At 57.0% G+C, this 23,237-nt stretch carries 34 protein-coding genes and 2 pseudogenes; 1 reads left to right on the plus strand and 35 read right to left on the minus strand.

The window, feature by feature from the left end:
- From ACF8E5_RS00070 to ACF8E5_RS00085, 4 genes and pseudogenes are all read right to left on the minus strand, one after another.
- Positions 1-621, minus strand: a pseudogene (locus tag ACF8E5_RS00070) (site-specific integrase); the annotation flags it as partial.
- A complete protein-coding gene (locus ACF8E5_RS00075) occupies positions 614-1,900 on the minus strand; it encodes a tyrosine-type recombinase/integrase (protein WP_392474732.1) in 1,287 nt (428 codons plus the stop codon). The gene ACF8E5_RS00075 and the pseudogene ACF8E5_RS00070, both read right to left, overlap by 8 nt.
- A 132-nt stretch (positions 1,901-2,032) precedes the next feature.
- A complete protein-coding gene (locus ACF8E5_RS00080; RefSeq protein ID WP_058638686.1) occupies positions 2,033-2,581 on the minus strand; it encodes a single-stranded DNA-binding protein in 549 nt (182 codons plus the stop codon).
- A 9-nt stretch (positions 2,582-2,590) separates the two neighbouring features.
- Entirely contained in the window at positions 2,591-3,985 is a 1,395-nt protein-coding gene (locus ACF8E5_RS00085) for an MFS transporter (RefSeq protein WP_392474734.1), read from the minus strand.
- 129 nt (positions 3,986-4,114) lie between these two features.
- On the opposite strand from ACF8E5_RS00085, the gene uvrA reads away from it, so the two are divergent.
- Complete coding sequence (gene uvrA / locus ACF8E5_RS00090; RefSeq protein ID WP_078479199.1) at positions 4,115-6,949, plus strand: excinuclease ABC subunit UvrA; 2,835 nt, start codon at positions 4,115-4,117, stop codon at positions 6,947-6,949.
- Between the two features lie 95 nt (positions 6,950-7,044).
- Here the strand turns inward: uvrA and bfr are convergent, their stop codons facing one another.
- From bfr to ACF8E5_RS00245, 31 genes and pseudogenes are all read right to left on the minus strand, one after another.
- Positions 7,045-7,509 carry a bacterioferritin gene (gene bfr / locus ACF8E5_RS00095; RefSeq protein WP_078479200.1) on the minus strand — a complete coding sequence of 155 codons (465 nt, stop codon included), beginning with the start codon at positions 7,507-7,509 and terminating at the stop codon, positions 7,045-7,047.
- 163 nt (positions 7,510-7,672) lie between these two features.
- The gene (locus tag ACF8E5_RS00100; RefSeq protein WP_392474735.1) at positions 7,673-9,112 is read right to left on the minus strand and encodes a catalase; all 1,440 of its coding nucleotides are present in this window, start codon (positions 9,110-9,112) and stop codon (positions 7,673-7,675) included.
- A 171-nt stretch (positions 9,113-9,283) separates the two neighbouring features.
- On the minus strand, positions 9,284-9,670 hold the full coding sequence (rplQ, locus tag ACF8E5_RS00105) for a 50S ribosomal protein L17 (RefSeq protein WP_003255451.1): 387 nt from the start codon (positions 9,668-9,670) through the stop codon (positions 9,284-9,286).
- A gap of 42 nt (positions 9,671-9,712) precedes the next feature.
- Complete coding sequence (locus ACF8E5_RS00110; RefSeq protein ID WP_003255452.1) at positions 9,713-10,714, minus strand: DNA-directed RNA polymerase subunit alpha; 1,002 nt, start codon at positions 10,712-10,714, stop codon at positions 9,713-9,715.
- A 22-nt stretch (positions 10,715-10,736) separates the two neighbouring features.
- Positions 10,737-11,357 (minus strand): 30S ribosomal protein S4, encoded by a 621-nt coding sequence (gene rpsD / locus ACF8E5_RS00115; RefSeq protein WP_003257114.1) that lies wholly within the window; start codon positions 11,355-11,357, stop codon positions 10,737-10,739.
- 15 nt (positions 11,358-11,372) lie between these two features.
- Positions 11,373-11,762, minus strand: a complete 390-nt coding sequence (gene rpsK, locus ACF8E5_RS00120; RefSeq protein WP_003255454.1) for a 30S ribosomal protein S11 — start codon at positions 11,760-11,762, stop codon at positions 11,373-11,375.
- A gap of 18 nt (positions 11,763-11,780) precedes the next feature.
- Positions 11,781-12,137, minus strand: coding sequence for a 30S ribosomal protein S13 (gene rpsM, locus ACF8E5_RS00125; protein ID WP_009681976.1), 357 nt, complete (start codon positions 12,135-12,137; stop codon positions 11,781-11,783).
- 131 nt (positions 12,138-12,268) lie between these two features.
- On the minus strand, positions 12,269-12,385 hold the full coding sequence (gene rpmJ, locus ACF8E5_RS00130) for a 50S ribosomal protein L36 (protein WP_002555468.1): 117 nt from the start codon (positions 12,383-12,385) through the stop codon (positions 12,269-12,271).
- A gap of 28 nt (positions 12,386-12,413) precedes the next feature.
- Positions 12,414-13,745, minus strand: coding sequence for a preprotein translocase subunit SecY (secY, locus tag ACF8E5_RS00135; protein ID WP_003257108.1), 1,332 nt, complete (start codon positions 13,743-13,745; stop codon positions 12,414-12,416).
- Positions 13,746-14,180 (minus strand): 50S ribosomal protein L15, encoded by a 435-nt coding sequence (rplO, locus tag ACF8E5_RS00140; protein WP_023535012.1) that lies wholly within the window; start codon positions 14,178-14,180, stop codon positions 13,746-13,748.
- Positions 14,181-14,183: 3 nt separating this feature from the next.
- Positions 14,184-14,360, minus strand: a complete 177-nt coding sequence (rpmD, locus tag ACF8E5_RS00145; protein ID WP_023535007.1) for a 50S ribosomal protein L30 — start codon at positions 14,358-14,360, stop codon at positions 14,184-14,186.
- A gap of 2 nt (positions 14,361-14,362) precedes the next feature.
- Complete coding sequence (gene rpsE / locus ACF8E5_RS00150) at positions 14,363-14,863, minus strand: 30S ribosomal protein S5 (RefSeq protein ID WP_003255465.1); 501 nt, start codon at positions 14,861-14,863, stop codon at positions 14,363-14,365.
- A 3-nt stretch (positions 14,864-14,866) separates the two neighbouring features.
- A complete protein-coding gene (gene rplR / locus ACF8E5_RS00155) occupies positions 14,867-15,217 on the minus strand; it encodes a 50S ribosomal protein L18 (RefSeq protein WP_008089801.1) in 351 nt (116 codons plus the stop codon).
- A 10-nt stretch (positions 15,218-15,227) separates the two neighbouring features.
- Positions 15,228-15,761 (minus strand): 50S ribosomal protein L6, encoded by a 534-nt coding sequence (gene rplF / locus ACF8E5_RS00160; RefSeq protein ID WP_009681972.1) that lies wholly within the window; start codon positions 15,759-15,761, stop codon positions 15,228-15,230.
- A gap of 12 nt (positions 15,762-15,773) precedes the next feature.
- Positions 15,774-16,166, minus strand: coding sequence for a 30S ribosomal protein S8 (gene rpsH, locus ACF8E5_RS00165; protein ID WP_008089805.1), 393 nt, complete (start codon positions 16,164-16,166; stop codon positions 15,774-15,776).
- Positions 16,167-16,375: 209 nt separating this feature from the next.
- Positions 16,376-16,681, minus strand: coding sequence for a 30S ribosomal protein S14 (gene rpsN, locus ACF8E5_RS00170; protein WP_023534988.1), 306 nt, complete (start codon positions 16,679-16,681; stop codon positions 16,376-16,378).
- Positions 16,682-16,694: 13 nt separating this feature from the next.
- Positions 16,695-17,234 (minus strand): 50S ribosomal protein L5, encoded by a 540-nt coding sequence (gene rplE, locus ACF8E5_RS00175; RefSeq protein ID WP_023535025.1) that lies wholly within the window; start codon positions 17,232-17,234, stop codon positions 16,695-16,697.
- A gap of 20 nt (positions 17,235-17,254) precedes the next feature.
- Positions 17,255-17,569 (minus strand): 50S ribosomal protein L24, encoded by a 315-nt coding sequence (gene rplX / locus ACF8E5_RS00180; protein WP_003255476.1) that lies wholly within the window; start codon positions 17,567-17,569, stop codon positions 17,255-17,257.
- 11 nt (positions 17,570-17,580) lie between these two features.
- A complete protein-coding gene (gene rplN, locus ACF8E5_RS00185) occupies positions 17,581-17,949 on the minus strand; it encodes a 50S ribosomal protein L14 (RefSeq protein WP_002555479.1) in 369 nt (122 codons plus the stop codon).
- A gap of 23 nt (positions 17,950-17,972) precedes the next feature.
- Positions 17,973-18,239 carry a 30S ribosomal protein S17 gene (rpsQ, locus tag ACF8E5_RS00190; RefSeq protein ID WP_023534981.1) on the minus strand — a complete coding sequence of 89 codons (267 nt, stop codon included), beginning with the start codon at positions 18,237-18,239 and terminating at the stop codon, positions 17,973-17,975.
- Positions 18,240-18,241: 2 nt separating this feature from the next.
- Positions 18,242-18,433, minus strand: a complete 192-nt coding sequence (rpmC, locus tag ACF8E5_RS00195; protein WP_002555481.1) for a 50S ribosomal protein L29 — start codon at positions 18,431-18,433, stop codon at positions 18,242-18,244.
- Positions 18,433-18,846, minus strand: a complete 414-nt coding sequence (rplP, locus tag ACF8E5_RS00200) for a 50S ribosomal protein L16 (protein ID WP_003255479.1) — start codon at positions 18,844-18,846, stop codon at positions 18,433-18,435. The genes rpmC and rplP overlap by 1 nt, the downstream gene beginning before the upstream one ends.
- 12 nt (positions 18,847-18,858) lie before the next feature.
- The gene (gene rpsC / locus ACF8E5_RS00205; protein WP_003255481.1) at positions 18,859-19,545 is read right to left on the minus strand and encodes a 30S ribosomal protein S3; all 687 of its coding nucleotides are present in this window, start codon (positions 19,543-19,545) and stop codon (positions 18,859-18,861) included.
- 13 nt (positions 19,546-19,558) lie between these two features.
- Positions 19,559-19,891, minus strand: coding sequence for a 50S ribosomal protein L22 (gene rplV / locus ACF8E5_RS00210; RefSeq protein WP_003103908.1), 333 nt, complete (start codon positions 19,889-19,891; stop codon positions 19,559-19,561).
- 11 nt (positions 19,892-19,902) lie between these two features.
- Entirely contained in the window at positions 19,903-20,178 is a 276-nt protein-coding gene (rpsS, locus tag ACF8E5_RS00215; RefSeq protein ID WP_003255482.1) for a 30S ribosomal protein S19, read from the minus strand.
- A gap of 16 nt (positions 20,179-20,194) precedes the next feature.
- The gene (gene rplB, locus ACF8E5_RS00220; protein ID WP_027915105.1) at positions 20,195-21,019 is read right to left on the minus strand and encodes a 50S ribosomal protein L2; all 825 of its coding nucleotides are present in this window, start codon (positions 21,017-21,019) and stop codon (positions 20,195-20,197) included.
- A 14-nt stretch (positions 21,020-21,033) separates the two neighbouring features.
- Positions 21,034-21,333, minus strand: coding sequence for a 50S ribosomal protein L23 (gene rplW / locus ACF8E5_RS00225; RefSeq protein ID WP_003255484.1), 300 nt, complete (start codon positions 21,331-21,333; stop codon positions 21,034-21,036).
- Positions 21,330-21,932, minus strand: coding sequence for a 50S ribosomal protein L4 (rplD, locus tag ACF8E5_RS00230; RefSeq protein WP_003255485.1), 603 nt, complete (start codon positions 21,930-21,932; stop codon positions 21,330-21,332). The genes rplW and rplD overlap by 4 nt, the downstream gene beginning before the upstream one ends.
- Before the next feature lie 12 nt (positions 21,933-21,944).
- Entirely contained in the window at positions 21,945-22,580 is a 636-nt protein-coding gene (gene rplC, locus ACF8E5_RS00235; RefSeq protein ID WP_003257089.1) for a 50S ribosomal protein L3, read from the minus strand.
- An 80-nt stretch (positions 22,581-22,660) separates the two neighbouring features.
- Positions 22,661-22,972: a 30S ribosomal protein S10 gene (rpsJ, locus tag ACF8E5_RS00240; RefSeq protein WP_003186070.1), complete on the minus strand. Its 312-nt coding sequence runs from the start codon at positions 22,970-22,972 to the stop codon at positions 22,661-22,663.
- A 142-nt stretch (positions 22,973-23,114) separates the two neighbouring features.
- Positions 23,115-23,237, minus strand: a pseudogene (locus ACF8E5_RS00245) (elongation factor Tu); the annotation flags it as partial.

The following is a 23,237-nucleotide window of genomic DNA, read 5'->3' on the forward strand; positions in this document are numbered from 1 at the left end:
ACAAAGCCAGGCCAAAAGATAGTCATCCAGTGCAATCTTCTTGGCGGCAAAGGCATCGTTAAGTGCTGCTTGCGTAGCTGAACGCTCGATATCAGTAAGCGGTCCCGTGAGCGGATCCATCGTGAGGACTGCCGTCCCCTTGCGGTTCCCCTTGAGGCGATGGCTTTTTAGCAAGCGCACGGCAGCCTTCGTTACGCCCGGGATACCTAAACTCTCCCACTTTTTGAAAAAGGCACTTAACCCTCCCAGCTTCCACTCGGTTTCCCATGTCAGAGAAGCTCGATAACTGGCGAGCTCTGGTGCATCGATGATGCCGACGGGCTTGCCCTGTGCCGCCGACACCGATGCCAGTAATCGTCGCAAGTTGTCAAACAGGTTGACAATAGTTACTGCCTGGGCGTTTTCGGCATACCAAATCAATGGAAATTTCGCTGCTGCGATCAACTGATCTGTTGCACAGCCACTCAACCTTTCGAAATTCACACTGATTGAATGGAGGCCATCATGGAACGTCCAACGCTTGGCACTTGGATCGAAAACGGCTCCGCTGAGCGTCCTCACAGTGGTTGGGAGGCTCAAACAACACGACGATTGAGAGGTAATCGCTCGGTTCTCAGTCATCACTCAGCACACCTTCTACTTGCTTGCTTTGCATTGCCAAGGAAACTTGCTGAGCTTTCAAACGGATGTGCCGACGGGTGTAATTAGCAGAGGTCTTCGAGGTCGGGGCCCACCCCATCAGGAACGAACGCATCCGCCCCTCTTCGGCTTCGGCAATCTTTGCTATGTCCATTACTTCCGAGAAGCGGTCATTCCAAGTGTGGCGAAGAACATGCGGAGTTACAGCGTCGAACTCACCGTTAAAAGCATTCCGCAATTCGGCAAAGATCGCATTTACGCCACTGAGCGATAGAGGCGCCCCTGTGCCCATGGCGATAAACAAAAATGGATGACGCCTGGCCCCCTCAATTGCTCGGCGTGTGTTCGTTATGTATTCGTGCGTCAGCTTACAAAGGCCTGAGGATAGCGGAATCTTTCGGTCGCGCGTCTTGACCAGTGGCTGGTCCTTACGGGGATCCTCAGGATCGTCTGCTCGCCTGACCACCGTCAGCTCCTCCGACTGAAAGTTGATGTCGGAAATTTTTACGTTCAACACTTCGCCACGACGCAGGCCAAGCTCGTAGAACCAGCGGACCAGGAGAGCATTTCGAATGCATGTGCCTCTCCCTTTCCAAGGGTTTTCCGACGATGTTGGCGACGTGACATTGAGAAGCTTCTCCACCACCTCTGGCTGAAGCCCTTCCCGCTGTCCAACGGTATTCCGCCCTTTGTGGCGCGGCAGTCGCGCGTTGAGTGCTTCCTTGCAAGACGTCCACTCATTCCAAAGCCGCTCTCCCTCAGTTGCCTCCGAGTCATAGCGAGCCATGTGGTATCTCACGAGCCAATCAAGATAATCGCGGATAACCCGAACACGGTTGGCTGCGGTATGGCCCGCCACCTCAGCAGGTGCAACTTGTCGTTGAACAAGGCGCACATTTTCAGCCGAACTTCTACGAACGGATTGCCTTGCCGTGGGAATTGGATTGCACTTTAGCTGGTCGGCAACAGGTCGCCTGCAGTGACGGACAAGTTCATCGAGTTCACCCAGGCGAAAAACTGCACCCTGTCGAATCCGCCGCTCAAGATCAATCTCACTCGAGTCGAGGAATAGCTGCAATATCATGATCGACCGCAAGACCTGGTCAATCGTATTGCTCGCTCTGTTGGTGGCCCGAATCTCGCTGAGCACGTAAATAGAAGGCTCGAATAGGGGAGCCCCCGTCGCCGGTGCAATCAGCACAGGCAAGCGCTCTCCGGAACTCAACACGAGCGTCTTCACCGCATAGGGATTGAGGGCCATTTGTTTACACCTTGGAAAGGTAAACACTTAACAAATGTAGCCCTTACGCCACAAAATTCCGTAAACAATAAAAAAGCGAAGCCAAATCAATGGCTTCGCTTCTAGTATTTACAGTTCTGAAAAAGCTGGGTTTCAGAACGGAATATCGTCGTCAAAGCTGTCGAAGTCAGCCGCCGGTTGTGGCGCTGGCTGCTGCGGCGCCGGGCGCTGTTGCTGCTGCGGGCGCGGAGCCTGCTGACGGGCCGGCTGCTGGTTGTACTGCTGCTGACCACCACCTTGGTTGTAGTTGTTACCGCCACCCTGGTTATACGGATCGCCGCCGCCTTGCTGGTTCTGCGGACGGCCGCCCAGCAGCTGCATGGTGCCGTTGATGTCAACGATGATTTCAGTGGTGTAGCGCTTGATGCCGTCTTTTTCCCACTCACGGGTCTGCAGCTTGCCTTCGATGTAGCACTGCGAACCTTTGCGCAGGTACTCGCCGGCAATCTCGGCAACCTTGCCGAACAGCGACACACGGTGCCATTCAGTACGCTCGACCTTCTGGCCCGACTGTTTGTCGGTCCATTGCTCGCTGGTTGCCAGGCTCAGGTTGGTCACGGCATTACCGTTGGGCAGGTAGCGGACTTCGGGATCCTGGCCACAAGTACCGACCAGAATGACTTTGTTAACCCCACGGGCCATAACGTTCTCCTAGGCTTCGCACGCCGCTGAGGCCGGATTGATCAGGCGCTCCAGGGTCGTGCGGTCCAAAATTTTCGTATCCAGTTTGATATAGACAGCTGACTCTTCCGAGACCACAACAGCGTCGGTCACGCCGGGCACGGCCATCAACCGTGCAGCCAGGCCAGCATCCTTGGTAGCCTCCGGCGACAAGGGCATGCGCAAGCTGGTCACATACGGTGGCTCGTTCATGCTCAAGGCAACGGCCAACCAGATGGCGCACAGTATCGCGCAACCAAGGAACACGGTGTTCAGCCCACCATGCTGGAACAGCCAGCCACCCAGGATGCCCCCTAGCGCAGCACCGAGAAACTGGCTGGTGGAGTACACCCCCATCGCCGTTCCCTTGCCACCTGCTGGCGACACCTTGCTGACCAGCGAAGGCAACGAAGCCTCCAGCAGGTTGAATGCGGTGAAGAATACCACGGTGCCGATCACCAGTCCGCGCAAACCGTCAGCCCACTGCCAGAAGAATAGCTCGACCAGCAGCAATACGCTGACGGCCCCGGCCAGCACGCGTTTCATCTTGCGCTTTTTTTCGCCGTAGATGATGAACGGTACCATTGCAAAAAATGAGACGAACAGCGCGGTCAGGTAGACCCACCAGTGTTGTTCCTTGGGCAGCCCGCCACGTTCGACGAAGGCCAGGGGCAGCGCCACGAAGCTGGCCATGAGAATGGCATGCAGGATGAAGATGCTCACATCCAGCCGTAGAAGGTCCGGATGACGCAGGGTCGGGCCAATGGCCTGACGCGCCACACCCGATTCGCGATGCTGCAAAATGTTGTGCGTGGCGGGTACTACGAAGGCAATCAACGCGATGCCAACCAAGGCCAAGCCGGCCGTTGCAAGGAACAATCCTGACAAGCCAAAGGCACTTGTCAGCAAAGGCCCGATGACCATTGCCACTGCGAACGAAAGGCCAATGCTCATCCCGATCATGGCCATGGCCTTGGTGCGGTGCTGTTCCCGGGTCAGGTCCGAAAGCAGCGCCATCACCGCCGCCGAAATGGCGCCCGCCCCTTGCAGGATGCGCCCTGCGATAACCCCCCAGATGGAATCGGCCTGGGCTGCCAGGACGCTACCCAGCGCGAACACGATCAAGCCCAGGTAAATGACGGGCCGGCGGCCGATGCGGTCGGAAATCATCCCAAAGGGAATCTGCAACACGGCCTGGGTGAGGCCGTAGGCGCCGATGGCCAGGCCAATCAGCGCGGGCGTGGCGCCGGCCAGGTCCATGCCGTAGGTGGCCAGGACCGGCAAGACCATGAACATGCCCAGCATACGAAAAGCGAAGACCAGAGCCAGACCGCCGGCGGCGCGGGTTTCATTGCCGCTCATGCGCTCGTTGTGGGTGTCGTGCATGGATTAATCTCGTGTGAACCGGCGGCGATTCTATCAGTCCGACAGCTTGACGGCATCTACGCGACGCTTTGCCGCGTACTGGCAGGGCGCCGTATAATTTTTCGTTTATGCCCGCCGAGCGAGGCCGCAGTGGACAAGATCCTGATACGTGGGGCACGTACCCACAACCTGAAGAACATCGACCTGACCCTGCCCCGGGACAAGCTCATCGTCATTACCGGCCTGTCGGGCTCGGGCAAGTCATCCCTGGCCTTCGATACGCTTTACGCCGAGGGCCAGCGTCGTTATGTGGAATCGCTGTCGGCGTATGCCCGCCAGTTCCTGTCGATGATGGAAAAGCCTGATGTCGACACCATCGAAGGGCTGTCACCGGCGATTTCCATCGAACAGAAATCCACCTCGCACAACCCCCGCTCCACCGTTGGTACCATCACCGAGATCTACGACTACTTGCGCCTGCTGTACGCCAGGGTCGGGACACCCCGCTGCCCAGACCATGACATACCGCTGGAGGCGCAAACGGTCAGCCAGATGGTCGACCTGGTGCTGGAGCGCCCGGAAGGTAGCAAGTTGATGCTGCTGGCTCCGGTCATCCGTGAGCGCAAGGGTGAGCACCTGGCGGTGTTCGACGAGCTGCGCGCCCAGGGCTTCGTGCGCGCCCGCGTCAACGGCAAGCTCTACGAACTGGACGAGTTGCCCAAGCTGGACAAGCAGAAAAAGCACAGCATCGATGTGGTAGTCGATCGTTTCAAAGTGCGTGCTGATCTTCAGCAGCGATTGGCCGAATCGTTCGAAACCGCGTTGAAGCTGGCAGACGGTATCGCGCTGATCGCGCCCATGGACGACGAGAAAGGCGAAGAGACCATTTTTTCGGCCCGCTTTGCCTGCCCTATCTGTGGTCATGCAATCAGCGAACTGGAACCCAAGCTGTTCTCGTTCAACAACCCGGCCGGTGCCTGCCCGACTTGTGATGGCCTGGGCGTTAAGCAGTATTTCGACACCAAACGCCTGGTCAACGCGCAACTCACCCTGGCCGAAGGCGCCATTCGCGGGTGGGATCGCCGTAACGTCTACTACTTCCAGATGCTAGGGTCGCTGGCTGCGCATTACGGCTTCAGCCTGGACGAAGCATTCGGCGAGCTCGCGCCGGAGCATCAGAAGGTGATCCTGCAAGGCAGCGGCAAGCACAGCGTGGATTTCAAGTACCTCAACGACCGGGGTGACATCGTCAAGCGCTCGCACCCGTTCGAAGGGATCATCCCCAACCTGGAACGCCGCTATCGCGAAACCGAGTCCAATACCGTACGTGAGGAACTGGCCAAGTACCTAGGCACCCAACCGTGCCCGGACTGCCGCGGCACGCGGCTGCGGCGCGAGGCGCGTCACGTGTGGGTTGGCGAGAAGACGCTTCCGGCGGTCGCCAACATGCCGATTGGTGACGCCAGTGGCTACTTCAGCGCGCTTACATTGTCCGGTCGCCGAGGCGAGATCGCGGCCAAGATTCTCAAGGAGATCTGCGAGCGGCTGCAGTTCCTGGTGAACGTGGGCCTGGATTACCTCACACTGGACCGCAGCGCAGAAACCCTGTCCGGTGGTGAAGCCCAGCGGATTCGCCTCGCCAGCCAGATCGGCGCGGGTCTGGTGGGGGTGATGTACATCTTGGACGAGCCGTCCATCGGCCTTCATCAGCGCGACAACGATCGTCTGCTTGCCACCCTCAATCACCTTCGCGATCTGGGCAATACGGTCATCGTCGTCGAGCATGACGAGGACGCAATCCGCCTGGCGGACTACGTCGTGGACATTGGGCCAGGGGCTGGCGTGCATGGTGGCAAGATCGTCGCTGAGGGCACGCCTCAGGAAGTCATGGACCACCCGGACTCGGTAACCGGCCAGTACCTGTCCGGCCGTAGAAAGATCGTGGTCCCTGCCAAGCGCACCCCGCGCGACAAGAAGCTGCAGCTCAAGCTTAAGGGCGCACGCGGCAACAACCTGCAGAACGTTGACCTGGAAATCCCCATCGGGTTGCTAACCTGCGTGACCGGCGTCTCAGGCTCCGGCAAGTCCACGCTCATCAACAACACCCTGTTTCCCCTTGCGGCCACGGCCCTGAATGGCGCAAGCAGCCTGGAAGCGGCGCCGCATGCCAGCATGGATGGGTTGCAGCACCTGGACAAGGTGGTGGATATCGACCAGAGCCCCATTGGCCGCACTCCCCGCTCCAACCCCGCCACCTACACCGGGATCTTCACGCCGATCCGCGAGCTGTTCTCCGGGGTGCCTGAATCTCGTTCACGCGGGTATGGCCCGGGCCGGTTCTCGTTCAACGTGAAAGGCGGACGTTGCGAGGCGTGCCAGGGCGACGGCCTGATCAAGGTGGAAATGCATTTCCTCCCGGACATCTACGTGCCGTGCGATGTGTGCAAGAGCAAGCGCTACAACCGCGAAACCCTGGAGATCAAGTACAAGGGCAAGAACATTCACGAGGTGCTGGAAATGACCATCGAGGATGCGCGTGAGTTCTTCGATGCGGTGCCTGCGTTGGCACGCAAGCTCCAGACCCTGATGGACGTGGGCCTTTCCTACATCAAGCTCGGTCAATCGGCGACCACGCTGTCTGGGGGCGAAGCACAGCGTGTGAAGCTGTCACGCGAGCTGTCCAAGCGCGATACCGGGAAGACCTTGTATATCCTGGACGAGCCTACTACGGGCCTGCACTTCGCCGATATCCAGCAGCTGCTGGACGTTCTGCACCGGCTTCGTGACCACGGCAACACCGTGGTGGTCATCGAGCACAACTTGGACGTTATCAAGACTGCCGATTGGCTGGTGGACCTTGGACCGGAGGGCGGTTCAAAGGGCGGGCAGATCATCGCGTGTGGTACGCCCGAGGAACTGAGCAAGATGAAACAATCCTACACCGGGCATTACCTTAAGCCCCTGTTGGAGCGAGACCGGGCGTGATGAACGCGAAGGGGCGCCTCGGCGCCCCTTTTTCATCGGCTTGTAGCCCTTGTGCTAGAGCCAACACACGACCCAAGCATACAGCAATAAAAGCGTTACATCTGTGATTGCAGGTAATTCTGCAGACCGATTGCCTTGATCAGGCCTTGCTGCTTCTCAAGCCAATAGGTGTGGTCTTCCTCGGTATCGGCCAGTTGCGCGCGCAGAATGTCACGGCTCACATAATCCTTGTGCAGTTCGCACAACTCGATCCCCTTGCAAAGCGCCGCTCGCACTTTGTATTCCAGCTTTAAATCAGCTTCGATCATTTCAGGGACGGTGGTGCCGACTTCGAGGTCATCGGCCCGCATGTCTGGGGTGCCCTCGAGCATGAGAATGCGGCGCATCAAGGCGTCAGCATGCTGAGCCTCTTCCTCCATCTCATGGTTGATGCGCTCGTAGAGCTTGGCAAGGCCCCAGTCTTCGTACATGCGTGAGTGAATGAAGTACTGGTCACGTGCGGCCAGTTCGCCCTTCAACAGCATGACGAGGTAATTGATGACGTCTGGGTGGCCTTGCATCGCCGGGGTTCTCCATATGGAAGCGTGTATGCCGCATAGTGTGAACCACGTTGTGCGCCTGGTCACTGAAAAACACGCGATTCAATGGAAAAAATCGGGCAAACGGTAGTGATATTCATTGAAAAACCGCCCAAATGAGGGCGGTTATTCTTATCACTTCGACTTAGACGATATTCATTCCAAGCGCCTTAGCGACACCCGCCCCGTAAGCGGGATCGGCTTTGAAGAAGTACTGCAATTGACGCTGGATCACATCGTCGGTCACGCCGGCCATTGCCCCGGCGATGTTGCTGACCAGCAGCTCCTGCTGCGCCTGGCTCATCAACCGGAACAGGGCGCCCGCGTGGCTGAAGTAATCAGTGTCCTCGCGATGGTCATACCGATCGGCCAAACCGCTAAGCGCAAGCCCGGGCTCTGCATGACGCGGCGATTGCTTGGGAGCATCGGCGTAGCTGTTGGGCTCATAATTGGATGCCCCTCCGTAGGCACCCATCGCCATCGAACCATCACGCTGGTAGCTATTGACCGCACAGCGGGGCGCGTTCACCGGCAATTGCTGATGGTTGGTGCCTACCCGATAGCGGTGGGCATCGGCATAAGCAAATACCCGGCCTTGCAGCATGCGATCAGGTGACAGCCCCACTCCAGGGACCATATTGCTTGGCCCGAAGGCAGCCTGCTCAACTTCAGCGAAGTAGTTCAGCGGGTTGCGGTTGAGCTCCAGTACGCCTACTTCAATCAGCGGATAATCTTTCTGCGACCAGGTCTTGGTCACATCGAACGGATTCTCGGGGCGGTTCGCAGCCTCAGCTTCACTCATGACCTGGATGCATACAGTCCAGCGTGGGTGGTCGCCACGCTCGATTGCCTCGTACAGGTCGCGCTGGGCGTAGTCCGGATCGGTACCGGCCAAACGCGCAGCTTCAGCGGGCGCCAGATTCTTGATGCCCTGCTGAGTCTTGAAGTGCCATTTGACCCATGTACGCTGACCGTCCGCGCTGATCAAGCTGTAGGTGTGGCTACCGAAGCCGTGCATATGCCGATAGCCGTCAGGAATGCCGCGGTCCGAAAACAAGATCGTGACCTGGTGCAGCGCTTCCGGCGAATGAGACCAGAAGTCCCACATCATCTGGGCACTCTTCAGGTTGGTCTGGGGGTGGCGTTTTTGCGTGTGAATGAAGTCTGGAAACTTCAGTGGATCACGGATGAAAAACACCGGCGTGTTGTTGCCGACGATGTCCCAGTTGCCTTCTTCGGTATAGAACTTGACCGCGAAACCTCGTGGGTCACGCTCTGTATCGGCCGAGCCGCGCTCTCCACCTACAGTGGAGAATCGCAGAAACGTTTCGGTCTGCTTGCCAACCTGCTCGAACAGTTTCGCACGGGTGAGGTGGGTGATGTCGCGCGTCACCGTGAACGTGCCGTAGGCACCAGAGCCTTTGGCATGCACACGTCGTTCGGGGATATTTTCGCGGTTGAAATGCGCGAGCTTCTCGATCAGGTGGAAGTCGTCGAGCAGCAGGGGGCCGCGTGGGCCTGCGGTACGGGAATTCTGGTTATCCGCAACAGGGGCACCGCTGGCGGTAGTAAGCGTTTTGCTCATGAGCTTTCCTCGATCAGTCTCAAATGCCTGTATGTCGGCTTGGGAGAATTATCAGCAGGATCGCAATCAACGACAAATTCATTGAATTACTGACTGTAATAGAGATTGTTAATGGCCTGAAACACAAAAAACCGGGCACTAGGCCCGGTTCTTTGTAGCAGACAAAACGTCTTACTCGGCAGCTTCTACAGCACCACCGACTGGACGATCAACCAGCTCGACGTACGCCATTGGCGCATTGTCGCCAGCGCGGAAACCGCACTTCAGGATGCGCAGGTAGCCGCCCTGACGGGTGGCGTAGCGCTTGCCCAGATCGTTGAACAGTTTACCAACAGCGGACTTCGAACGGGTACGGTCGAAGGCCAGACGACGGTTGGCAACGCTGTCTTCCTTGGCCAGGGTGATCAGCGGCTCGGCAACGCGACGCAGTTCCTTGGCTTTCGGCAGGGTGGTTTTGATCAGCTCGTGCTCGATCAACGACACTGCCATGTTCTGGAACATAGCCTTGCGGTGAGAGCTGGTACGGCTCAGGTGACGTCCACTTTTACGATGACGCATGATTCATTCCTTACCAAACACTACGTTCGGTGATTACGACGATCAGGCGGTCGCCTTGTCGTCTTTCTTAAGACTTGCAGGCGGCCAGTTGTCGAGGCGCATGCCGAGAGACAGACCACGAGAGGCCAGGACGTCCTTGATTTCAGTCAGGGACTTCTTGCCGAGGTTAGGAGTCTTCAACAGCTCCACTTCGGTACGCTGAATCAGGTCGCCGATGTAGTAGATGTTCTCCGCCTTCAGGCAGTTGGCCGAACGTACAGTCAGTTCCAGGTCGTCAACCGGACGTAGCAGGATCGGATCGATCTCGTCTTCCTGCTCGACTACGACAGGCTCACTGTCACCTTTGAGGTCGACGAACGCGGCCAGCTGCTGTTGCAGGATGGTCGCGGCGCGGCGGATAGCCTCTTCAGGATCCAGGGTGCCGTTGGTTTCCAGATCAATGACCAGCTTGTCCAAGTTGGTACGCTGTTCAACACGTGCGTTTTCGACCACATAGGCGATACGACGCACAGGGCTGAACGAAGCGTCCAACTGCAGACGGCCAATGCTACGGCTTTCGTCTTCGTCGGTCTGACGGGAGTCGGCCGGCTCGTAACCGCGACCACGAGCTACAGTGAGCTTCATGTTCAGGGCGCCATTCGACGCCAGGTTCGCGATAACGTGATCGGGGTTGACGATCTCGACATCGTGATCCAGCTGAATATCGGCAGCGGTAACCACCCCCGAACCCTTTTTCGACAAGGTCAGCGTAACTTCGTCACGACCATGCAGTTTGATAGCCAGGCCTTTCAGGTTCAACAGGATTTCAATGACATCTTCCTGTACACCTTCGATCGCGGAGTACTCGTGGAGTACGCCATCGATCTCGGCCTCGACTACTGCACAGCCAGGCATGGAGGACAACAGGATGCGGCGCAGCGCGTTGCCCAGGGTATGGCCGAAGCCACGCTCGAGAGGCTCGAGCGTGATCTTGGCGCGGGTCGGACTGACTACCTGCACATCAATGTGGCGGGGAGTCAGGAACTCATTTACCGAAATCTGCATGGATGCACCTATTTTCTAGCCCTTACTTGGAGTAGAGCTCGACAATCAGGTTTTCGTTGATGTCGGCAGACAGGTCGCTGCGAGCAGGAACGTTCTTGAAAACGCCCGACTTTTTGGCAGCATCCACATCAACCCACTCAACGCGGCCACGCTGGGCACACAGTTCAAGGGCTTGAACAATGCGCAGCTGGTTCAGCGACTTCTCACGAACCGCGACCACGTCACCCGGACGAACTTGGTAGGATGGAATGTTTACAGTCTTACCGTTGACGCTGATCGCTTTGTGCGAAACCAGCTGACGGGACTCGGAACGAGTCGAGCCGAAGCCCATACGGTAAACGACGTTATCCAGACGGCACTCGAGCAGTTGAAGCAGGTTTTCACCGGTTGCGCCTTTTTTCGAGGCAGCAGCTTGGTAGTAACCGCGGAACTGACGCTCCAGAACACCGTAGATACGACGGACTTTTTGTTTCTCGCGCAGCTGGGTACCGTAGTCGGACTGACGGCCACGGCGCTGGCCGTGGATACCTGGGGCTGCTTCGATGTTGCACTTCGATTCCAGAGCGCGAACGCCGCTCTTCAGGAACAGATCGGTGCCTTCACGACGAGACAGTTTGCATTTTGGACCAATGTAACGTGCCATTTATCTGTCTCCTGATTACACGCGACGCTTCTTCGGCGGACGGCACCCGTTATGCGGGATTGGCGTCACGTCGGTGATGCTGGCGATCTTGTAGCCGCAGCTGTTCAATGCACGAACGGCGGACTCACGACCTGGACCTGGACCCTTGACGTTTACGTCGAGGTTCTTCAGACCATATTCCAGCGCAGCTTGACCAGCACGCTCAGCAGCGATCTGAGCTGCGAACGGGGTGGATTTGCGCGAACCACGGAAACCCGAACCACCGGAGGTCGCCCAGGACAAAGCATTGCCCTGACGGTCGGTGATGGTCACGATGGTGTTGTTAAAAGAAGCGTGGATGTGGGCGATGCCATCAACCACTGTCTTTTTGACTTTTTTACGAGGACGAGCAGCAGGTTTTGCCATGTCTATATTCCTGGGCGATTACTTGCGGATCGGCTTACGCGGGCCCTTACGGGTGCGTGCGTTGGTCTTGGTGCGCTGACCGCGAACCGGCAGACCTTTACGATGACGCAGGCCGCGGTAGCAACCCAGGTCCATCAAGCGCTTGATCTTCATGTTTACGTCACGGCGCAGGTCACCTTCAGTGGTGAACTTCGCGACTTCGCCACGCAGGGTTTCGATTTGCTCGTCGCTCAGATCCTTGATCTTAGCGGCTGGATTTACACCAGCATCCACACAGATTTTCTGTGCAGTAGTGCGACCGACACCATAGATGTAGGTCAGCGAGATAACAGTATGCTTGTTATCTGGAATGTTGACGCCTGCAATACGGGCCATTCAGTGGGACTCCAATTGACAGCTACCTACGCCCCGGAAGCCAAGAAATAGGGCGCGAGATAATATCGCTGTAGAAACAAATAATCAACCCAGCAGCACACTAGCTGCTGGGTTTGAAGCGCGAATCACACTCAGCCTTGGCGCTGTTTGTGACGCGGTTCCGCGCTGCAGATCACTCGTACGACGCCTTCGCGACGGATGATCTTGCAGTTGCGGCACAGCTTTTTCACCGATGCACGAACTTTCATTACCGACTCCTCGAACCTTAGGGGCGTATCAGCGCAGCAAACCGCTGCCACCGTAGCCTTTCAGGTTGGCTTTCTTCATCAGGGATTCGTACTGGTGCGAAACGAGGTGCGATTGTACTTGGGACATGAAGTCCATCACAACCACTACCACAATCAGCAACGAGGTCCCGCCAAGGTAGAACGGCACATTTGCTGCCACCACCAGGAACTGGGGCAGAAGGCAGACGGCCATCATGTAAAGAGCACCGAACATGGTCAGACGAGTCAGGACGCCATCAATGTAGCGCGCCGACTGCTCACCAGGACGGATACCCGGAATAAAGGCACCGGACTTCTTCAGGTTTTCCGCTACGTCTTTCGGATTGAACATCAACGCTGTGTAGAAGAAGCAGAAGAAAATGATCCCTGCACTAAACAGCAGAATGTTCAACGGCTGACCAGGAGCGATCGACTGCGAGATGTCCTGCAGCCAGCCCATACCTTCGGACTGACCGAACCAGGCACCCAGCGAAGCCGGGAACAGCAAGATGCTGCTCGCGAAAATGGCCGGGATTACCCCTGCCATGTTCACCTTCAGCGGCAAGTGGCTGGTTTGCGCAGCGAAGACCTTGCGGCCCTGCTGACGCTTGGCGTAATGAACGGCGATACGCCGCTGACCACGTTCAATAAACACCACAAAACCGATGATCGCTACTGCAAGCAAACCGATAGCGACCAGGGCGAAAATGTTGATATCACCCGTACGCGCAGACTCGAAAGACTGCCCGATTGCTCTCGGAAGACCGGCAACGATACCTGCGAAGATCAACATCGAGATACCGTTGCCCACACCGCGCTCGGTGATCTGCTCACCCAGCCACATCATGAACATCGCGCCTGCCACGAAAGTGGAGACGGCAACGACATGGAAGCCGAGGCCTACAGAAAACGCCACGCCCTGGTTGGCCAGGCCAATGGACATGCCAATGGCTTGAACCAGCGCCAGGATAACGGTGCCGTAGCGGGTGTACTGGCTGATCTTGCGACGGCCAGCTTCACCTTCCTTCTTCAACTGCTCCAGTTGCGGGCTGACCGCAGTCATCAGCTGCATGATGATCGATGCCGAAATGTACGGCATGATCCCCAATGCAAAGATGCTCATGCGCTCGAGCGCGCCACCGGAAAACATGTTGAACAAGCTAAGAATGGTCCCCTCATTCTGCCGAAACAGATCCGCCAGACGGTCCGGATTGATGCCGGGAACCGGGATATGTGCACCTATCCGATAGACGATGATCGCCATGAACAGAAAGCGCAGACGAGCCCAGAGTTCCGACATCCCGCCCTTACCGAGCGAAGAGAGAGCACCTTGCTTAGCCATTTATTCCTCGAACTTGCCGCCAGCTGCTTCGATAGCCGCACGCGCACCCTTGGTGGCTGCGATACCCTTGATGGTGACTGCGCGAGTGACTTCGCCAGACAGCATGATTTTCACACGCTGTACGTTCTGGCCGATCACGTTGGCATCCTTCAGGGATTGCACGGAGATCACGTCGCCGTCCACTTTGGCCAACTCGGACAGACGCACTTCTGCGCGGTCCATGGCTTTCAGGGAAACGAAGCCGAACTTCGGCAGACGACGGTGCAGCGGCTGTTGACCGCCTTCGAAGCCCGGAGCGATGGTGCCACCGGAACGGGAGGTCTGACCTTTGTGACCGCGGCCACCAGTCTTACCCAAACCGCTACCGATACCACGGCCCGGACGATGCTTCTCGCGACGGGAACCCGGCGCTGGACTCAGATCATTGAGTTTCATCGATTAACCCTCGACCTTCAGCATGTAGTAAGCCTTGTTGATCATCCCGCGGTTCTCGGGAGTATCCTGGACTTCTACAGTGTGACCGATGCGACGCAGACCCAGGCCTTTAACGCACAGAATGTGGTTAGGCAGACGGCCGGCGGTGCTCTTGATCAGCGTTACTTTAACGGTTGCCATGATCAGAAGATCTCCTCGACGCTCTTGCCGCGCTTGGCAGCAATGGATTCAGGAGATTGCATGGCTTTCAGACCCTTGAAGGTGGCGTAAACCACGTTCACTGGGTTGGTCGAACCGTAGCACTTGGCCAGAACGTTCTGAACGCCAGCAACTTCCAGGACAGCACGCATTGCGCCACCGGCGATGATACCGGTACCTTCCGAGGCAGGCTGCATGTAAACCTTCGAGGCGCCGTGGGCAGCCTTGGTGGCGTACTGCAGGGTGGTGCCCTTCAGGTCAACCTGAATCATGTTGCGGCGAGCAGCTTCCATGGCTTTCTGGATCGCGGCAGGTACTTCGCGCGACTTGCCACGGCCAAAGCCAACACGACCCTTGCCATCACCCACCACGGTCAGCGCGGTGAAGGTGAAGATACGGCCGCCTTTTACGGTTTTGGCAACGCGGTTAACTTGAACCAGCTTCTCGATGTAGCCTTCGTCGCGCTTTTGATCGTTATTTGCCATAACTTAGAACTCCAGCCCGCCTTCACGAGCAGCATCAGCCAGCGCTTTGACGCGGCCATGGTACTTGAAGCCGGAACGGTCAAAGGCAACTTGAGATACACCGGCGGCTTTCGCGCGCTCAGCTACCAGCTTGCCAACCTTAGTGGCCGCGTCGATGTTGCCAGTGGCGCCATCACGCAGGTCTTTGTCCAAGGTCGAGGCGCTTGCCAGAACCTTGCTGCCGTCGGCCGAAATGACCTGGGCGTAGATGTGCTGCGAGGAGCGGAACACGCACAGGCGCACGACTTCGAGTTCGTGCATCTTGAGACGTGCTTTGCGAGCGCGACGCAGTCGAGTAACTTTTTTGTCGGTCATTTGCTAGGCCCTACTTCTTCTTGGCTTCTTTACGACGGACTACTTCGTCCGCGTAACGCACACCTTTGCCTTTGTAAGGCTCTGGCGGACGGAAATCGCGGATTTCAGCGGCCACCTGACCCACCAGCTGCTTATCGATACCCTTGATCAGGATGTCGGTCTGGCTTGGGGTTTCTGCGGTGATACCGGCTGGCAGTTCGTAGTCCACTGGATGCGAGAAGCCCAGAGCCAGGTTCAGGACGGTGCCTTTTGCCTGTGCCTTGTAACCAACACCGACCAGCTGGAGCTTGCGCTCGAAGCCTTGGCTTACGCCTTGGACCATGTTGTTCACCAGAGCGCGGGTAGTACCGGCCATGGCGCGAGCTTGCTGATCACCGTTGCGAGCGACGAAGCGCAGTTCGCCGGACTCTTCGGTAACTTCAACAGACGAGTGAACGTTCAGTTCGAGAGTGCCCTTGGCACCCTTCACCGAAAGCTGCTGGCCGGCGAATTTTACTTCGACGCCTGCTGGCAGCTTAACGGGGTTCTTAGCGACGCGAGACATGCCTATCTCCCCTTAGAACACTGTGCACAGAACTTCGCCGCCGACACCGGCAGCGCGCGCAGCGCGGTCAGTCATCACACCTTTGTTGGTGGAGACGATAGACACGCCCAGGCCGCCACGTACTTTCGGCAGATCTGTGACGGACTTGTACTGGCGCAGGCCTGGACGGCTGGAGCGCTTCAGTTCCTCGATGACCGGACGGCCTTCGAAGTACTTCAGTTCGATCGACAGGGAAGGCTTGGCCTCACCAGTTACCTGGTAACCAGCGATGTAACCTTCATCTTTCAGAACTTTGGCAACCGCGACCTTCAGGGTGGAGGAAGGCATGCTTACGACGGACTTTTCAGCCATCTGGGCATTACGGATGCGAGTTAGCATGTCCGCTAACGGGTCCTGCATACTCATGGGCTAGATGCTCCTGATACAAGAATTATTAGCCTTGCGGCTATCACAACCACCTAAACAGGCAGAGCACGAAGCCCAGGCTCAGGTGAGCCGGTCATTCTAGACACAAGCCAGAAACGAAACAAGCCCCATGTAGGGGCTTGTTCGAGGGAAGAGTCACCGGCGGTCGGAAGATTAACCGCCTACGCCGATGACTCAACCTGCAGCGATTACCAGGAGGCCTTGACCAGACCTGGTACGTCGCCACGCATTGCCGCTTGGCGCAGCATGTTACGGCCCAGGCCGAACTTACGGTATACACCGTGAGGACGACCGGTCAGGCGGCAACGGTTGCGCAGGCGAGCAGCGCTAGCATCGCGCGGCTGCTTCTGCAGAGCGACAACGGCAGCGAAACGCTCTTCAGGAGAGGCGTTCAGATTGACGATGGTCGCTTTCAGCTCAGCGCGCTTTTTAGCGTACTTAGCTACCGTTTGCTGACGCTTCAGCTCACGGTTTTTCATGCTCTTCTTGGCCATTTTCCTACTCCAATCAGTTGCGGAACGGGAACTTGAAAGCACGCAGCAGAGCGCGGCCTTCGTCGTCCGAACGAGCAGTGGTGGTCAGGGTAATGTCCAAACCGCGCAGAGCATCGATCTTGTCGTAGTCGATTTCCGGGAAGATGATCTGCTCTTTCACGCCCATGCTGTAGTTGCCACGACCGTCGAAGGACTTGGCATTCAGGCCGCGGAAGTCGCGAACCCGAGGCAGGGAGATCGCCAGCAGGCGGTCCAGGAATTCGTACATCTTGTCGCTACGCAGGGTCACCTTGACGCCGATCGGCCAGCCTTCACGGACTTTGAAGCCAGCGATGGATTTGCGAGCGAAAGTCACGACCGGCTTTTGACCGGTGATCTTTTCCAGGTCGGCAACAGCGTGCTCGATGACTTTCTTGTCGCCGATCGCTTCGCCCAGACCCATGTTCAGGGTGATTTTGGTAACGCGCGGAACTTCCATCACGTTCGACAGCTTAAGTTCATCCTTAAGCTTAGGAGCGATCTCGTTCCGGTAAATCTCTTTCAGTCGTGCCATGGTCTTCTACCTAGCAGTGTTCAAGCATCAACCGCTTTTTGGGTCGACTTGAAGACACGAATTTTCTTACCGTCTTCTACTTTGAAACCAACGCGGTCAGCCTTGTTGGTTTCACCGTTGAAGATGGCAACGTTGGAAGCGTGCAGAGGCGCTTCTTTTTCGACGATACCGCCCTGAACGCCCGCCATCGGGTTAGGCTTGGTATGACGCTTGACCAGATTCACACCACCGATGACCAGACGGTCGTCAGCGAGAACCTTCAGCACCTTACCGCGCTTACCTTTGTCTTTGCCGGCGATCACGATGATCTCGTCGTCACGACGAATCTTTTGCATGTCGGATCTCCTTACAGCACTTCAGGGGCGAGCGAGACGATCTTCATGAACTTCTCAGTACGAAGTTCACGGGTCACTGGCCCGAAGATGCGAGTGCCGATCGGCTCTTGCTTGTTGTTCAGCAGAACAGCAGCGTTGCCGTCGAAACGAATGATGGAACCGTCAGCGCGACGAACACCGTGACGGGTGCGCACGACAACAGCAGTCATCACTTGGCCTTTTTTGACCTTACCGCGTGGAATCGCTTCCTTGACGGTAACTTTGATGATGTCACCGATGCCGGCGTAGCGGCGGTGAGAACCGCCGAGCACCTTGATGCACATGACGCGACGAGCGCCGCTGTTATCGGCCACATCGAGCATGGATTGAGTCTGAATCATAAAATTTCTCCGACCCCTAGCCCTTAGACTTCAACAGCGCGTTCGAGGACTTCAACCAGTGCCCAGGACTTGGTCTTGGCCAGCGGACGGGTTTCGGTAATGGAAACCTTGTCGCCGATCTTGCACTGATTGGTTTCGTCGTGCGCGTGCAGCTTAGTCGAACGCTTAACGTATTTACCGTAGATCGGGTGCTTTACGCGACGCTCGATCAGAACGGTGATGGTCTTGTCCATTTTGTCGCTGACGACACGGCCAGTCAGCGTACGGACGGTTTTTTCAGCTTCAGCCATGATCACTTACCTGCCTGCTGGTTGAGCACAGTCTTCACGCGAGCGATGTCACGCTTGACTTGCGAGAGCAGGTGCGACTGCCCCAACTGGCCAGTTGCTTTCTGCATACGCAGATTGAACTGGTCGCGCAGCAAGCCGAGCAGTTGCTCGTTCAGTTGCTGTGCGGATTTTTCACGAAGTTCATTCGCTTTCATCACATCACCGTCCGCTTAACAAAGGAGGTGGCGAGAGGCAGCTTCGCAGCGGCCAGAGCGAAAGCTTCGCGCGCCAGCTCTTCAGAAACACCCTCGATCTCGTACAGGACTTTGCCTGGCTGGATCTGGGCAACCCAGTACTCAACGGAACCCTTACCTTTACCCATACGAACCTCGAGAGGTTTCTTGGAGATCGGCTTGTCCGGGAATACACGGATCCAGATCTTGCCGCCACGTTTTACGTGACGGGTCAGCGCACGACGTGCGGACTCGATCTGGCGAGCGGTGAGGCGACCGCGAGCAACAGCTTTCAGGGCGAACTCGCCGAAGCTGACTTTGCTACCGCGCAGTGCCAGACCACGGTTGTGGCCAGTCATCTGCTTGCGGAATTTTGTACGCTTAGGTTGCAACATTTGGCGTACCCCTTACTTAGCAGCTTTTTTACGAGGCGCTGGTGCTTGTGGTTTCAGTTCTTCTTGGCGACCACCAATAACTTCGCCTTTGAAAATCCAAACCTTCACACCGATCACACCGTAAGTGGTGTGAGCTTCGTAGGTGTTGTAGTCGATATCGGCACGCAGGGTGTGCAGAGGCACACGACCTTCGCGATACCACTCGGTACGAGCAATCTCAGCGCCGCCGAGACGACCGCTCACCTGGATCTTGATGCCCTTGGCACCAATACGCATGGCGTTCTGTACGGCGCGCTTCATGGCGCGACGGAACATAACGCGGCGTTCCAGCTGCTGAGCTACGCTTTGCGCAACCAGCATAGCGTCGAGTTCCGGCTTGCGGATCTCTTCGATGTTGATGTGCACAGGCACACCCATCTGCTTGGTCAGGTCCTGGCGCAGCTTCTCGACATCCTCACCCTTCTTCCCGATAACGATACCTGGACGAGCGGTGTGGATGGTGATGCGTGCAGTTTGAGCCGGACGATGAATATCGATACGGCTTACGGACGCGCTTTTTAGTTTGTCTTGGAGGTACTCACGCGTTTTCAGATCCTTCAACAGGTAATCTGCGTAAGTAGCACCGTCTGCGTACCAGACGGAGGTGTGCTCCTTGACGATTCCCAGGCGAATGCCAGTGGGATGTACTTTCTGACCCATCTGATCGACTCCGTTACTTGTCCGCAACCTTGACAGTGATATGGCAAGACCGCTTGACGATGCGATCAGCACGGCCTTTGGCACGTGGCATGATGCGCTTCAGCGAACGCCCTTCGTTGACGAAGACGGTAGAGACCTTCAGGTCATCAACGTCTGCGCCTTCGTTGTGTTCGGCGTTGGCTACGGCCGACTCGAGGACTTTCTTCATGATTTCAGCGGCTTTTTTGCTGCTGAAGGCCAACAGGTTGAGCGCTTCGCCCACCTTCTTCCCGCGGATCTGGTCGGCGACCAAGCGGGCTTTCTGGGCGGAGATTCGAGCGCCCGACAACTTAGCGGCTACTTCCATTTCCTTACCCCTTAACGCTTGGCTTTCTTGTCAGCCACGTGCCCGCGATAGGTGCGGGTACCGGCGAACTCGCCCAGTTTGTGGCCGACCATGTCTTCGTTCACAAGAACTGGGACATGCTGGCGACCGTTGTGAACCGCGATGGTCAGACCGACCATTTGTGGCAGGATCATCGAGCGACGCGACCAGGTTTTAACTGGTTTGCGATCGTTCTTCTCCACCGCCACTTCGACCTTCTTCAAGAGGTGAAGATCGATAAAAGGACCTTTTTTCAGAGAACGTGGCACTGTCGTATCCCTCTAGTTACTTGCGACGACGGACGATCATGTTGTCGGTACGCTTATTACCACGGGTTTTAGCACCCTTGGTTGGGAAGCCCCATGGCGATACCGGATGACGACCACCGGAGGTACGACCTTCACCACCACCATGCGGGTGGTCAACCGGGTTCATGGCAACACCACGAACGGTTGGGCGAACGCCGCGCCAGCGTTTGGCACCAGCTTTACCCAGCGAACGCAGGCTGTGCTCGGAGTTCGAGACTTCACCCAGGGTCGCACGGCACTCAGCCAGGACTTTACGCATTTCACCAGAGCGCAGACGCAGGGTCACGTAGACACCTTCGCGAGCGATCAGCTGAGCCGAAGCACCAGCGGAACGAGCGATCTGTGCACCTTTACCCGGCTTCAGTTCGATGCCGTGAATGGTGCTACCTACTGGAATGTTGCGCAGCTGCAGGGAGTTACCGGCCTTGATTGGGGCCAGGGCACCTGCGATCAGCTGGTCGCCAGCGCTCACGCCTTTAGGGGCGATAATGTAGCGACGCTCACCGTCTGCGTAGCACAGCAGGGCGATGTGAGCAGTACGGTTTGGATCGTATTCGATACGCTCGACAGTGGCTGGGATGCCATCTTTGTCGTTGCGACGGAAGTCGACCAGACGGTAATGCTGCTTATGACCACCACCTACGTGACGCGTAGTGATGCGGCCATTGTTGTTACGACCACCAGACTTCGATTTTTTCTCGAGCAGCGGTGCGTGAGGAGCGCCTTTATGCAGCTCCTTGTTGACCACCTTGACCACGAAACGGCGGCCAGGGGAAGTCGGTTTGCATTTAACGATTGCCATGATGCACCCCTTCCTTACTCAGCACTGCTGCTGAAATCGAGATCTTGGCCTGGCTGAAGGGAGACGATCGCCTTCTTCCAGTCATTACGCTTGCCCAGACCACGTGCGGTACGCTTGGTTTTACCCAGAACGTTAACGGTCGACACGTTTTCAACTTTTACGTTGAACAGGCCTTCGACAGCTTTCTTGATTTCCAGCTTGGTTGCGTCAGTAGCAACCTTGAATACGAACTGGCCTTTTTTCTCAGCCAGAACGGTAGCCTTCTCGGAGACGTGCGGGCCAAGGAGGACTTTGAATACGCGTTCCTGGTTCATCCCAGCAGCTCCTCGAATTTCTTCACGGCCGAGACAGTGATCAACACTTTCTCGTATGCGATCAGACTGACCGGGTCGGAACCTTGTACGTCACGAACGTCGACGTGCGGCAGGTTACGAGCAGCCAGGTACAGGTTCTGATCAACAGCGTCGGAAACGATCAACACATCGCTCAGACCCATGCCGTTCAGCTTGTTCAGCAGATCTTTGGTTTTCGGCGCTTCAACAGCGAAGTCCTGAACCACGACCAGACGGTCGCTACGCACCAGCTCAGCGAGGATGGAGCGCAGAGCTGCGCGGTACATCTTCTTGTTGAGCTTCTGCGAGTGATCTTGAGGGCGAGCTGCGAAGGTTACACCACCGCCACGCCAGATCGGACCACGAGTGGTACCAGCACGAGCACGGCCAGTACCCTTCTGACGCCATGGGCGCTTACCGCCACCAGCCACGTCGGAACGGGTCTTTTGCTGCTTGGTGCCCTGACGGCCGCCGGCCATGTAGGCCACGACTGCTTGGTGTACCAGCGTCTCGTTGAATTCGCCACCGAAAGTCAGTTCGGAAACTTCGATCGCCTGAGCGTCATTTACATTAAGTTGCATGTCAGTTTCCCCTTAACCGCGAGCCTTGACAGCTGGACGTACAACCACGTCGCCGCCAGTAGCGCCTGGAACGGCACCCTTGACCAGCAGCAGGTTGCGCTCAGCGTCTACGCGAACAACTTCCAGGGACTGAACAGTCACGCGCTCGGCGCCCATGTGACCGGACATCTTCTTGCCCTTGAACACACGACCAGGAGTCTGGCACTGGCCGATGGAGCCTGGGACACGGTGCGACACGGAGTTACCGTGGGTGTTGTCCTGGCCACGGAAGTTCCAGCGCTTGATGGTACCGGCGAAGCCTTTACCTTTGGACTGACCAGTAACGTCTACCAGCTGGCCTGCAGTGAAGAGTTCAGCTTTGATCAGATCGCCAGCCTGGAAATCGCCTTCTTCAAGACGGAACTCCCAAACACCGCGACCAGCGGCAACGTTGGCCTTGGCGAAGTGGCCTGCCTGAGCGGCAGTCACACGCGAAGCACGACGCTCGCCGACAGTGACTTGCACTGCACGGTAGCCATCGGTTTCTTCAGTTTTGAACTGGGTGACGCGATTCGGCTCGATCTCAATGACCGTGACCGGAATGGAGACACCTTCTTCGGTGAAAATGCGGGTCATACCGCACTTGCGACCGATTACACCAATAGTCATGTTGTAAACCTCATGAGTGTACGGGGCTTTCACCCGCTATGGCCGCCCATTTCAGAGCGTTACACGACCAGACCGAAGTCTTAGCCGAGGCTGATCTGTACTTCCACACCTGCCGCCAGATCAAGCTTCATCAGCGCATCAACGGTTTTATCCGTTGGCTGGACGATGTCCAGAACGCGCTTATGAGTGCGAATCTCGTACTGATCACGCGCGTCTTTGTTGACGTGCGGGGAGACCAGAACGGTGAAACGCTCTTTGCGGGTAGGCAGTGGAATTGGACCACGCACTTGTGCACCAGTACGTTTCGCGGTTTCCACGATTTCCTGGGTGGATTGGTCGATCAGGCGATGGTCGAAAGCCTTCAACCTGATACGGATTTGCTGATTTTGCATTGGATTTCAGACTCCAGGCTGTTCCCAACGGGCGCACTACGCCCGCTAAAAGGAGGCGTGATTCTATAGACGCCCCCAATTAGTGTCAACCCAATAAAAAAAGCCCCCGCTGAGCGGGGGCCTTTTTCAATCGGTCGAGTGATTACTCGATGATTTTGGCTACGACGCCGGCGCCGACGGTACGACCGCCTTCACGGATAGCGAAGCGCAGACCGTCTTCCATTGCGATGGTCTTGATCAGGGTAACAGTCATCTGAATGTTGTC

The sequence above is a fragment of the Pseudomonas sp. WSY_20 genome, assembly GCF_043104335.1.
Taxonomy (GTDB): Bacteria; Pseudomonadota; Gammaproteobacteria; order Pseudomonadales; family Pseudomonadaceae; genus Aquipseudomonas; species Aquipseudomonas parafulva_B.